General features: G+C 65.9%; 10 protein-coding genes. 8 read left to right on the top strand and 2 right to left on the bottom strand.

The features are described from left to right. Nucleotides 1-57: 57 nt before the first annotated feature. From C7402_RS27740 to C7402_RS27705, 8 genes are all read left to right on the top strand, one after another. A complete protein-coding gene (locus tag C7402_RS27740; protein WP_112173325.1) occupies nt 58-1,257 on the top strand; it encodes a phosphoglycerate kinase in 1,200 nt (399 codons plus the stop codon). Nucleotides 1,258-1,689: 432 nt separating this feature from the next. After that, a complete protein-coding gene (gene pyk / locus C7402_RS27735; RefSeq protein ID WP_112173324.1) occupies nt 1,690-3,126 on the top strand; it encodes a pyruvate kinase in 1,437 nt (478 codons plus the stop codon). 394 nt (nt 3,127-3,520) lie between these two features. Continuing rightward, nucleotides 3,521-4,585 (top strand): class II fructose-bisphosphate aldolase, encoded by a 1,065-nt coding sequence (fba, locus tag C7402_RS27730; RefSeq protein WP_103706355.1) that lies wholly within the window; start codon nt 3,521-3,523, stop codon nt 4,583-4,585. 236 nt (nt 4,586-4,821) lie between these two features. Next, nucleotides 4,822-5,712, top strand: a complete 891-nt coding sequence (locus C7402_RS27725) for a phosphoribosylaminoimidazolesuccinocarboxamide synthase (RefSeq protein ID WP_112173323.1) — start codon at nt 4,822-4,824, stop codon at nt 5,710-5,712. Between the two features lie 30 nt (nt 5,713-5,742). Beyond that, nucleotides 5,743-6,261, top strand: a complete 519-nt coding sequence (gene purE / locus C7402_RS27720; protein ID WP_091996291.1) for a 5-(carboxyamino)imidazole ribonucleotide mutase — start codon at nt 5,743-5,745, stop codon at nt 6,259-6,261. Between the two features lie 52 nt (nt 6,262-6,313). Continuing rightward, nucleotides 6,314-7,531, top strand: a complete 1,218-nt coding sequence (locus tag C7402_RS27715) for a 5-(carboxyamino)imidazole ribonucleotide synthase (RefSeq protein WP_116612894.1) — start codon at nt 6,314-6,316, stop codon at nt 7,529-7,531. Between the two features lie 14 nt (nt 7,532-7,545). Continuing rightward, the gene (locus tag C7402_RS27710; protein WP_112173422.1) at nt 7,546-8,577 is read left to right on the top strand and encodes an L-threonylcarbamoyladenylate synthase; all 1,032 of its coding nucleotides are present in this window, start codon (nt 7,546-7,548) and stop codon (nt 8,575-8,577) included. A gap of 179 nt (nt 8,578-8,756) precedes the next feature. Continuing rightward, nucleotides 8,757-9,986: a Fic family protein gene (locus tag C7402_RS27705; protein WP_116612893.1), complete on the top strand. Its 1,230-nt coding sequence runs from the start codon at nt 8,757-8,759 to the stop codon at nt 9,984-9,986. 91 nt (nt 9,987-10,077) lie between these two features. Here the strand turns inward: C7402_RS27705 and C7402_RS27700 are convergent, their stop codons facing one another. Next, the gene (locus C7402_RS27700) at nt 10,078-11,463 is read right to left on the bottom strand and encodes an SGNH/GDSL hydrolase family protein (RefSeq protein ID WP_116612892.1); all 1,386 of its coding nucleotides are present in this window, start codon (nt 11,461-11,463) and stop codon (nt 10,078-10,080) included. 189 nt (nt 11,464-11,652) lie between these two features. Then, nucleotides 11,653-12,615 carry a sterol desaturase family protein gene (locus C7402_RS27695; protein ID WP_116612891.1) on the bottom strand — a complete coding sequence of 321 codons (963 nt, stop codon included), beginning with the start codon at nt 12,613-12,615 and terminating at the stop codon, nt 11,653-11,655. Nucleotides 12,616-12,650: the final 35 nt, after the last annotated feature.

The raw sequence follows: 12,650 nt of genomic DNA, 5'->3' as shown, positions 1-12,650 counted from the left end.
CCAGCGGCCAGGCGCATCGCCTTGCCACCGCCTTCCCACCATCAAGATGACATGCCCATGAACAAGGTTCTGCGTCTTTCCGATCTGATCTCCGAAGGCAAATTGAAGGGCAAGCGCGTATTCATCCGCGCCGACCTGAACGTGCCGCAGGACGACAACGGCAACATCACCGAAGACACCCGCGTGCGCGCCTCCGTGCCGGCCATCAAGGCCGCACTCGACGCCGGTGCGGCCGTCATGGTCACCTCCCACCTGGGCCGCCCGACCGAAGGCGAGTTCAAGCCCGAAGACTCGCTCGCGCCGGTCGCGAAGCGTCTGGCCGAACTGCTCGGCCGCGACGTGCCGCTGGTCGCGAACTGGGTTGAGAACGGCGTGAACGTCGAGCCGGGCAACGTGGTGCTGCTCGAAAACTGCCGCGTCAACAAGGGCGAGAAGAAGAATTCGGACGAGCTCGCGCAAAAGATGGCGAAGCTCTGCGATATCTACGTGAACGACGCGTTCGGCACCGCGCACCGCGCCGAAGCCACGACCTACGGCATCGCGAAGTACGCGGGCATCGCCTGCGCGGGCCCGCTGCTGGCGGCCGAACTCGACGCGCTCGGCAAGGCGCTCGGCGCACCGAAGCGCCCGCTCGTCGCGATCGTCGCCGGCTCGAAGGTGTCGACCAAGCTCACCATCCTCAAGTCGCTGGCTGAGAAGGTCGACCAGCTGATCGTGGGCGGCGGCATTGCCAACACGTTCATGCTGGCCGCCGGCCTGAAGATCGGCAAGTCGCTTGCCGAGGTCGATCTCATTGACGATGCGAAGGCCATCATCGACGCGGCGCGCGCACGCGGCGCGTCGGTGCCGATCCCGACCGACGTCGTGACGGCCAAGGAATTCTCGCCGACGGCCAAGGCCGAGACGAAGAACGTGGCGGATGTCGCCGACGACGACATGATCCTCGACATTGGCCCCGTCACCGCCAACGCGCTCGCCGCGCAGCTCGCGCAGGCCGGCACGATCGTGTGGAACGGCCCGGTCGGCGTGTTCGAGTTCGACCAGTTCGGCAACGGCACGAAGACGCTCGCGGACGCCATCGCCAGTTCGGGCGCGTTCTCGATCGCAGGCGGCGGCGACACGCTCGCGGCCATCGCGAAGTACAACATCGCCGACAAGGTCAGCTATATCTCCACCGGCGGCGGCGCTTTCCTCGAGTTCCTCGAAGGCAAGAAGCTGCCGGCGGTCGAAGTGCTCGAAACCCGGGCGGCTGGCTAAGTGGCGCCGCGCGCCCCGGCCGCGAAGTTGGCGAAGGCCACCGCCATGAACAAACTTCCTCGTGCTGCTGCACAGAAGTCGCGCAGCACAACCGGGGCCGCAGGCAAACAGAAGGGGCGGGCGACGCCCCTTGCAGGCACGGCGCGGGCGGGCGCGACGCCCGCGGCCGTGGCCGCAGAGATTGCCCAGGAAGCGGCAACCCAGTCGACCGCTGAATCGACAGCCGCACAGAATCCAGTCGGGCGCACAGCCGCGCCCGAAGCGAATACAAGCAACGCCGCAGCGGCTCACGTGAGCCCTGCTGCGCCCTCCAAGAAAGCGACGCCGGGCACAACCGGTGCGCGTTCCGGCGCGTCCGCACCCGCGGCGCAACCGGCCAGCACTTCTCGCAACAACGGTTTTCCCAGCGATCCTTTCCAGACGAGGAGACTCATGCATCGCGCCACCAAGATTGTCGCCACCATCGGTCCGGCTTCCAGCACGCCGGACATCCTGCTGAAAATGATCCGCGCAGGACTGGACGTGGTGCGCCTCAACTTCTCTCACGGCACCGCCGACGATCACCGTCAGCGCGCTGAAATGGTGCGGGAGTGCGCCCGCCAGGCCGGCCGCGAAGTCGCGATCATGGCCGATCTGCAAGGCCCGAAGATTCGCGTCGGCAAATTCGAGAACGGCAAGACCACGCTCGAGCCGGGCCACCCCTTCATCCTCGACGCCGAGTGCGAACTCGGCAATGACGAGCGCGTCGGCCTCGACTACAAGGACCTGCCGCGCGACCTGAAGCCGGGCGACGTGCTGCTGCTCAACGACGGCCTGATCGTGCTCGACGTTTCGCGCGTGATCGGCAGCGAGATTCACACGGTCGTGCGCGTGGGCGGCGACCTGTCGAACAACAAGGGCATCAACCGCCAGGGCGGCGGCCTGACCGCGCCCGCGCTCACCGCGAAGGACATGGAGGACATCCGCACGGCGCTGTCGCTCGGCGTGGACTTCGTCGCCGTGTCGTTCCCGAAGAACGCCACCGACATGGAAATGGCGCGCCAGCTCGCCAACATCGCGGGCGCGCCCTACGGCATCAAGCCTAAGATGATCGCGAAGATCGAGCGCGCCGAAGCGATTCCGGCGCTGCAAGAGATTCTCGATTCGTCGGACGGCATCATGGTCGCGCGCGGCGACCTGGCCGTGGAAGTGGGCAACGCGGCCGTGCCGGCGCTGCAAAAGCGCATGATCCGCATGGCGCGCGACTCGAACAAGCTCGTCATCACGGCCACGCAGATGATGGAGTCGATGATCCACGCGCCGGTGCCCACCCGCGCCGAAGTCTCGGACGTCGCCAACGCCGTGCTCGACGGCACCGACGCGGTGATGCTCTCGGCCGAATCGGCAGCGGGCAAGTACCCGGTGGAAACCATCGAGGCGATGGCCGCGATCTGTCTGGAAGCCGAGAAGTCGGAGCACTCCGAACTCGACAAGGACTTCCTCGACCGCACCTTCACGCGCATCGACCAGTCGATCGCCATGGGCGCGCTCTTCACCGCTTACCACCTGGGCGCGAAGGCGATCGTCGCACTCACGGATTCGGGCTCGACCGCGCTCTGGATGTCGCGCCACTGGACCCACGTGCCGATCTTCGCGCTCACGCCGCGCGTGGGCAGCGAGCGCGCGATGTCGCTCTACCGCAATGTCACGCCGCTGCATCTCGACACGAGCAGCGACCGCGACACGGCGCTCCAGCAAGCCATCGAAGTGGTGGTGAGCAAGGGCTACGCGGCGCGCGGCGACATGGTCGTGCTGACCGTGGGCGAGCCGATGGGGCAGCCTGGCGGCACGAACACGCTGAAGATCGTGCGTGTGGGCGACGTTCTGTAATGATGTTGTAAGTGGTCGGCGATTTTTTTCGCTTTATTTTCGAGACTCCCGAAAATAAATGCCGCTGATGCGCACTGGTATCAAACTGGTATCGGACAGGCGTCAGATCGGTGCCACTTAGGTGTCTTTTCCCTGCAATTGCAGCCCGTACGCCGTAGAAGCGGCGGCCGGGCTGTCAATCCTTTTTGCATCTTTTCGCGGATTTGACGCTCCGACACGCCAATTTCATGCCAGTTACGTGCCTGGCGCAGGGAACGGACCCGCTTCGCGATAAAATCACGCCATTGAGCCCGCTGCGTGTCACGCGGGCGGCGGCTGCCAGGCCGCCCTCGACCGGCTGCGCAAGACAGTCGGCGGCAGAAGGAATTCGTTTCAAATCAAAGGAGTAGCAACAATGCCTCTCGTTTCAATGCGTCAACTGCTCGACCACGCGGCCGAGAACGGCTATGGCTTGCCGGCATTCAACGTGAACAACCTGGAACAGGTCCAGGCGATCATGGAAGCGGCGAGCCAGGTCGGCTCGCCGGTGATCATGCAGGCGTCGGCAGGCGCGCGTAAGTATGCGGGCGAGCCCTTCCTGCGCCACCTGATCGAAGCGGCAGTCGAGTCGTATCCGCATATTCCGGTCGTGATGCACCAGGACCACGGCCAGTCGCCGGCAGTCTGCATGGCCGCCATCCGCAGCGGCTTCACCAGCGTGATGATGGACGGTTCGCTCGAAGCCGACGGCAAGACGGTCGCATCGTACGAGTACAACGTCGATGTGTCGCGCAAGGTCGTCGAAATGGCGCACTCGATCGGCGTGACGGTCGAAGCGGAACTGGGCGTGCTCGGTTCGCTGGAAACGATGAAGGGCGACAAGGAAGACGGTCACGGCGCCGAAGGCACCATGACGCGCGAGCAGCTCCTGACGGACCCGGAGCAGGCCGCCGACTTCGTGAAGCTCACGCAGTGCGACGCGCTGGCCATCGCCATCGGCACCTCGCACGGCGCGTACAAGTTCTCCAAGAAGCCCACGGGCGACATTCTGTCGATCCAGCGCATCAAGGAAATCCACGCGCGCATTCCGAACACGCACCTCGTGATGCACGGTTCGTCGTCGGTGCCGCAGGAACTGCTGGCCGAGATCCGCGAATTCGGCGGCGACATGAAGGAAACGTACGGCGTGCCGGTCGAAGAGATCCAGGAAGGCATCCGTCACGGCGTGCGCAAGATCAATATCGACACCGACCTGCGTCTGGCCATTACGGGCGCGATCCGTCGCTATATGTACGAAAACCCGTCGAAGTTCGACCCGCGCGACTACCTGAAGCCGGCTCGCGAAGCCGCGAAGAAGGTGTGCGTGGACCGCTTCCTCGCGTTCGGCTGCGAAGGCCAGGCCGGCAAGATCAAGCCGGTTTCGCTCGACAAGATCGCCGAGAAGTACAAGTCGGGCGAACTCGCGCAGATCGTTCGCTAAAGCGGGCTTTCACGCCAGGCGCGCCAGGTGCACCGGCTTCGGCCGGTCCGGCCGCCTGAAGCCGTAAAAAACATCGCCGTTTCCGCCTGTTTTGGGGGAACGGCGTTGGGCTTTTTTGGGATTTTTGGTTTACCCTCGCAATACCTTCAGGATTCCGGTCTTGCGCCGCGGTTTCCCGCAGCGTTTTTGGGCCGAACCCGCTTCCGTTTCGATTGTTCTTTTAGCGAATCACGACGATGTCTACCCTCTACGAATCCACGCTCCGCTCGCTGCCGCTCCTCGGCCGCGGCAAGGTCCGCGACAACTATGCCGTGGGCACCGACAAGCTGCTGATCGTCACCACCGACCGTCTGTCGGCGTTCGACGTCATCATGGGCGAGCCGATTCCGCGCAAGGGCGAGGTGCTCAACCAGATGGCCGACTTCTGGTTCGAGAAGCTCAAGCACGTCGTGCCGAACCACCTCACGGGCGTCGCCCCGGAAACGGTCGTGGCCGCCGACGAAGTCGAACAGGTCAAGGGCCGCGCCGTGGTGGTGAAGCGCCTCGAGCCGATCCTCGTCGAAGCCGTGGTGCGCGGCTATCTGGCCGGCAGCGGCTGGAAGGACTATCAGGCAACGGGCGCCGTGTGCGGCGTCGAACTGCCGCCGGGCCTGCAAAACGCGCAGAAGCTGCCCGAGCCGATCTTCACGCCGGCTGCGAAGGCCGAAATGGGCCATCACGACGAGAACATCACGTACGACGAGATGGAGCGCCGCATCGGCACCGAGCTGTCGCGCACCATCAAAGAGATTTCGATCAAGCTGTACAAGGAAGCCGCCGACTACGCGGCCACGCGCGGCATCATCATCGCCGACACGAAGTTCGAGTTCGGTCTCGACAACCACGGCCAGCTGTATCTGATGGACGAGGCGCTCACTGCCGATTCGTCGCGCTTCTGGCCGGCCGACCAGTACCAGGTGGGCTCGAACCCGCCGTCGTTCGACAAGCAGTTCGTGCGCGACTGGCTCGAAACCCAGGACTGGAAGAAGGAGCCGCCGGCGCCGAAGCTGCCCGACGACGTGGTCGCGAAGACGTCGGCGAAGTATCAGGAGGCGCTTGAGCGTCTTACGGGTCAAAAGCTCGCCTAAGCGAGCGTGAAGAGGGAAGAAGGAAGCACAATGAGCGAAGTTCAGACGGCTCACCAGCATGCGGCGCCGCTCGTCGGCGTGTTGATGGGCTCCAGCTCCGACTGGGACACGATGAAGCACGCGGTCGCGATCCTCCAGGAGTTCGGCGTCGCGTACGAGGCCAAGGTCGTTTCGGCGCACCGCATGCCCGACGAGATGTTCGAGTACGCGGAAAAAGCGCGCGAGCGCGGCTTGCGCGCGATCATCGCGGGCGCGGGCGGCGCGGCGCATCTGCCGGGCATGCTGGCGGCCAAGACCACGGTGCCCGTGCTGGGCGTGCCGGCAGTCAGCAAATACCTGAAGGGCGTGGATTCGCTCCATTCGATCGTGCAGATGCCCAAGGGCGTGCCGGTCGCGACCTTCGCCATCGGCGAGGCGGGCGCGGCCAATGCGGCGCTCTTCGCCGTGTCGATCCTGAGCGTGACCGACACCGAATATGCGAACAAGCTCGCGGCGTTCCGCGTGCGCCAGAACGAAGCGGCGCACGCCATGGTGCTGCCTCCGCTCTGATTTGCCCTGATTGTCCCCCACGCGCCGCGCCTCGCCGCGGCCGACCACGAAGATGACTCCTGACAATTCACCGGTTTCACCGATCCTGCCCGGCGCCTGGCTGGGCATGGTGGGTGGCGGCCAGCTCGGCCGCATGTTCTGCTTTGCCGCACAGGCGATGGGCTACCGCGTCGCCGTGCTCGATCCCGACGCGACGAGCCCCGCGGGCACCGTGGCCGACCGCCATATCTGCGCCGCCTACGACGACGAGGCCGCGCTCACCGAACTCGCGCGCCTGTGTGCGGCCATCTCGACCGAGTTCGAGAACGTGCCCGCTGCAAGCCTCGACGCGCTCGCGAAATCGACCTTCGTGAGCCCGGCCGGGCGCTGCGTGGCGGTGGCGCAGGACCGCATCGCCGAGAAGCGCTTTATCGCGGCCGCCGGCGTGCCGGTCGCGCCGCACGTGGTGATCGAGTCGTCCGCGGCGCTTGCCGCCATCGACGACCAGGCGCTTGCGGCCGTGCTGCCCGGCATTCTCAAGACGGCGCGCATGGGCTACGACGGCAAGGGCCAGATTCGCGTGGGCAATGCCGAAGAAGTGCGCGAGGCGCATGCGTCGCTCGGCGGCGTGCCCTGCGTGCTGGAAAAGCGCCTGCCGCTCAAGTTCGAGGTGAGCGCGCTGATCGCGCGCGGCACGAGCGGTGCGGCCGTGGTCTATCCGCTCGCGCAAAATACGCACCGCAACGGCGTGCTTTCGCACACCATTGTGCCCGCGCCCGATGCGAGCCCGACGCTCGTGCAACAGGCCCAGCAGGCGGCGATCCAGATCGCGGCGAAGCTCGGTTATGTCGGCGTGCTGTGCGTGGAATTCTTCATCCTCGAAGACGGCACGCTCGTCGCCAATGAAATGGCGCCGCGTCCGCACAATTCGGGCCACTACACGACCGATGCGTGCGCCACGAGCCAGTTCGAGCAGCAAGTGCGCGCGATGACGGGCATGCCGCTCGGCGACACGCGCCAGCACTCGCCAGCCGTGATGCTCAACATCCTCGGCGACGTGTGGTTCCCCTGCGCCGTAGGGGAGGCCAAGCCGCAGAAGGGCGCCGCGCCCGTCACGCCGCCTTGGGACCAGGTCGCGGCGATGCCCGCCGCGCGCCTGCATCTGTACGGCAAGGAAGAAGCGCGTCCGGGCCGCAAGATGGGCCACGTGAATTTCACCGCGCCGACGCTCGACGAAGCGCGCACGGCCGCACGCGACTGCGCGCGCCTGCTGCACATCGCGACGAGCTGAGGTTGGACCGCACCATGTCCGATCAGCAGAACGCGCCGCATTTGACCGCCGCCGACATCGAACAGGCCGCCGCGCTGCTCGACGCAGGCGAACTGGTCGCGTTCCCGACCGAGACCGTCTACGGCCTCGGCGGCGATGCGGCGAGCCCGGAAGCCGTCGCGCGCATCTACGCGGCCAAGGGGCGGCCCGCGAACCATCCGGTGATCGTGCACCTGCCGCCGGACGGCGACCCGACGTACTGGGCGGCCGAGTGGCCGGAAGCTGCGCAAAAGCTCGTCGAGGCGTTCTGGCCCGGCCCGCTCACGCTGATCGTCAAGCGCCATGAGCGCATCCCCGACGCCGTGAGCGGCGGTCAGGATTCGGTGGGGCTGCGCTGCCCCTCGCATCCGGTCGCGCAGCAACTGCTGGCGGCGTTTTCCGCGCGTCGCGGCGGGCATGGCGGCGTGGCGGCGCCTTCGGCGAACCGCTTCGGCCACGTGAGCCCGACCACGGCGCAGCACGTGCGCGACGAATTCGGCGCGGCCGTGCATGTGCTCGACGGCGGCGCATGCGATGTGGGAATCGAATCGACGATTCTCGATTTGTCGCGCGGCTTTCCGGCTTTGCTTCGGCCTGGCCACGTGACGCCGCACGACATTGCGCGGGTGCTGGGCGAGGCGCCTCGCTTGCCCGACGGTTCCGACGCCACGGCGCCACGCGCCTCGGGCACGCTCAAGGCGCACTACGCGCCGCGCACGCCGCTCGCGCTGCTGCCGTTCGAAGCGCTGGAGCCCTTGCTCGCGGCGGCCCGCGATGCGGGCGAAACGGTGGCGCTGGTGGCGCGCGCCTCGCGTGCGGGCGCCTGGGCGCAGGCCGAGGGCGTGCATTTCGTCGGCGCGCCGGAAGAGCCGCAGGAATACGCGCGCGAACTGTACGGCTTGCTGCGTGCGCTCGATCGCGCGAATGTCTCGCGCATTCTCATCGAGAAGCTGCCGGAGACGATCGAGTGGATTGCGGTGAATGACCGGTTGGGGCGGGCGGCTGCGGCGTTTGAGGCGCAGCAATAGATGGAATTGATCCGGCGCTGTCGCCGGATCAGTCGCCATGGCAATCGCCATGACCTGCGATATTATTGATCTATCTTATTGTAAATAAAGAATAATGATAGATAGAATGCGAGGTGGACAGTCGCCAGATTAGTCGCCGCGAAACGCGCCACCTGGTTTGCATTTCGATCGCCAGATCCATGATGCCGCTCGCACGCCGCTACCCTTACGAACATCCTCATCAAATGCAGCCGCTCATGCCGGGAGAGCATCGGCTGGAGTCGCTGCGTCCGCTCGCGGCGCGGCTCATTGCGCAATCCGCCGCGCTGGCGGCGCATGGGATGCCAAGGCTTCGCGCCGCGTTACGCGAAGCCTTGCGGCCGATGAACTCTTACTACACGAACAAAATCGAGGGACAGCATACCGAGCCGCTGCTGATCGAGCAGGCCTTGCAGCGCGACTTCTCAAGCAAGCCGGACGAAGCGCGCCGCCAGCGCATCGCGATTGCGCATATCGAAACGGAGCGCTGGAGCGAGGCGGCATGGCCGTCGTTCGATTCCGAGGTGCACTTCGGTGCGCCGGCCGTGCGGGACATTCATCGACATCTGCACGAACAACTGCGCCCCGATGATCTGCGGCAAGAGGACGACGACGGCAAGCTTGCCAACGTGCTTGCCGGTGAATGGCGTGCGCAGGGTGTACAGGTTGGGCACCATGTCCCGCCCGATCCCGCCGCGATTCCCGCGTTCATGGACGCCTGGCAGACGGGCTATCGCCACGCGCGGGCCGGAGAGACGGCGGTGATCGCACTGGCCGCCGCACATCACCGGCTTGCATGGATTCATCCATTTCTCGATGGCAACGGGCGAGTGGCGCGACTCCATACCCATATCGGACTTGCCGCGCTCGGGTTGACGCACGGACTGTGGTCACCCATGCGCGGGTTTGCCCGCTCGCAGCCGCGGTACTACGCCTCGCTTGCCGAAGCCGATCAGCCTCGCAAGGGCGATCTCGACGGGCGAGGCAACCTGACGGAAGCCGGCCTCGTGAGTTTTATTGAGTACTTTCTCGAAGTTTGTCTCGATCAGATCGGCTTTATGCAAGGCATGCTCGACCTGAGCGCATTCGAAAGCCGGCTGGCGCAAATGCTGGCGGCACTCGCCCAGACGCCGGAGACGCGGTATCTGCGCGCAGAGGCGGCGTTGCCCCTCGCCATGCTCGGCACCGTCGAATCCATGGATCGTGCGCGCTTCAAGGCGATGACCGGACTCGCGGCACGCACCGCAGACCGCTTGCTCGCGGATCTCTTCAAGATCGGGATTCTCTGCTCTCCGAGTCCGCGCGGCCCCATCGAACTGGCTTTGCCGATTGCGCTCTTTCGTTGGCTCTTTCCCCGGTTATGGCCGGAGGCGGAATCGGCGGGAACCTGATCGACAAGTCAGGCCGCGAACGCAAAAACACCCCACGACCCGAAAGGTTCGTGGGGTGTTTTTTTACACCGGAAAACCCGGTGCGCGACTCTTACTGCGGTGCCTTGCCGATGCCGGCCGCAGCCAGCTGCGTTTCGACGAACGTCGCGAACTGCCCGTGCAGCGCCGTGCTCGGGTGCACGAGATCCGCGAACATGTAGGTCGTGGGCGCATTCGCCGCCTTCAGCGTTTGCGGCGAGCAGAACAGCGAGCTGCCGAAGCTCTGGCCGTACGCCTGCGCATAGGCGTTGAGGGTGGCCTGCGGCGTCGTCGCCGGGTCCAGCCCCAAGGTCGCCTTCGGATTGGCCAGCGCGTAGTTGGTGGCGTCGGTTTCCATCTGCGTGAGGTTGCAGGCGGTGTCCGTGTTCGTCACCGTGAAGCCGAGGCTCGCCGCGTTCTGCACCGTCTGGTCGAGCCAGGAGAACACGTCGACCGGCACGACCTTCTTGGCCGCCAGCGAGGGCTGCAAGCCTTCGAGCAGCGCGAGGTTGTACATGGCCGAGACCAGCGTGAGCGCCTGGTCGGGCGCGTTCGCAGCGCCGGGCGTCGCGCCCGCGCTCTTGTCGGCGGCCTGCGCCGCCGGCGTCTTGCCGATATCGGGCACCGTGACGACCGCGACCTTGGCCGTGCCGGCGATCTGCGTGTTCACGAGGTTGGCCAGCGTGCCGGCGGCGGTGATGATCGGCAAGACCGACGCGAAGTCGGTGGCCGCGTTGGCATCCGTCGTGACGATCTGGAGCGCGATGGCGGCGGGCACGAGCGCCTGCGCCTGTGCGGCTGTGAAGCCCTTCGCAACCAGGGCCTGAGCCGTGGCTTGCTGGGTTGCAGGGTCGCTCGCGAGCGCCGTGAAATTGGCTTTGGCGAGCGCCGTGGCGAACGCCGCCAGGCCCGCGCCGCTATTGCTCAGGAGCGCCAGGATTTCGTTCGCGCCGCCTTCCACGAGCACGAGCTGGTTCGCATTGAAGCTGCCGTGCTGCGCGATGTACTGGCTCAACTGCCACGTAATGGGTTGCTGGCTCGCGGCCGGAATCACGGCGCTCGTATTGGCCACGCCGCCCGTGGAGACCATCGCGCCGCCCTGCGCGTAGTCGAAGCCGCCGGTTGCCGTGAGCGGCAGACCGAAACCGCCTTCAAAGGCCGGCGTAAGCGTATTGCCGAAGTACTCGGACACCTTTTGCGCCCACACTTCGCCCGGGTTGGTCGTGAAGCGGCCGCCACCGAAGCCCGGCAGAATCTGCTCCGAATACGTGCCCGCGTCGGTGAGGCTCGTGCCGAACGCCACCACCTGCAAATTCACGCCCGACGGCGGCGGCGTGCTGGCGTTGTTGTTCCCGCTGCTGCCGCCGCCGCACGCGGCGAGCAGCGCGAAAGCCGCGCTCGCGACTGCGATCTGGGAGGCGCGCAACAGCGTACGGTGTCTCGGTCCTTGATGCTTCATGTTCACTTCATCTCCTCTGTGTGTGGCCTGTGATGCCTTGCCTTGATGCTCTGCTACGGGTGCTCGTGCCGCGAACTGCTGTTCTGTTATCGATGTCGTTTCCGATGCTGCTCGTCGGCCGCGCGTGATCTCCCCCGCATGCAACGCGGCCCCCGGGCCGGGGCCACGGCCGACAGACTACGCAATCTCTCAGGGATTGCGCGACCCGAACTCACCCTCGGTGTTGTTTTCCGGCACGCTGTGCGGCGTGCCCGCCATGGCGGGTGCGAAGCGCACTGCGTCGTGGCGCTCGCACCAGTCCGGCGGCGCGAAGAGCGCGGCGAGCCGCGAGCGCCAGTCGGGCATGCGCGCGAAGTCCCGCGCCATGGCGAACCATTCGTGAAACGTCGCCTTGAGCGGATTGCACGAGCCGAGCGGCTTGACGATGCCGTAATCGGGCTGCTCGCGCGCATCTTCTGCGACGTAGCTGCCGAACAGGTGGTCCCAGATCGCGAGCACGCCCGCGTAGTTGCGATCGATGTAGCGCGCGTTGCGTGCGTGATGGACGCGATGCATCGACGGCGTGTTGAGCACGTAGTCGAGCCAGCCTGGCTTCTTGCCGATGGCCTGGGTATGCACGAAGAACTGGAACGCGAGATTGACGAGCACGATCGAGACGATCTGCGTGGGCGTGAAGCCCAGCATGGCGAGCGGAATCCAGAACATCCACATGCCCGCGACGGGATACATGAGGCTCTGGCGAAACGCCGTGGAGAAGTTCAGGCGCTCCGACGAATGATGAACGACATGCGCGGCCCAGAGCCAGCGCACGCGGTGGCTCGCGCGATGAAAAACGTAGTAGAGCAGGTCTTGCGCGACGAAAAGCACGAGCCATGCGGCCCAGCCCGGTTGCCACGAGGTGAGCCGAAAGTGCTGGTAGACGTATGCATAGATGGGCACGGCGACGAGCCATGCGAGCTTGTCGGCGCCCTGGTGCATGAGCGCGAGCGCGGTGTTGCACAGCGTATCGGGCCACGCGTAGCGTGCGTTATCGGGAGCGCCGTTTGCTGCGATGTGTCCGCGCGTGCGGGACAGGTGCCACGCCTCCCAGCCGATGCAGGCGAGAAACACGGGAGCGAGGGCGAGCAACAGCCATTGCGCGTCGAACTGCACGAACGTCGTCCTCCTTGTCCCGTGGGCGGCGCTGG

Origin of the sequence: Paraburkholderia unamae (assembly GCF_003096875.1) — a bacterium.
Taxonomy (GTDB): domain Bacteria; phylum Pseudomonadota; class Gammaproteobacteria; order Burkholderiales; family Burkholderiaceae; genus Paraburkholderia; species Paraburkholderia unamae.
This window is presented reverse-complemented; position numbering and strand designations above follow the sequence as displayed.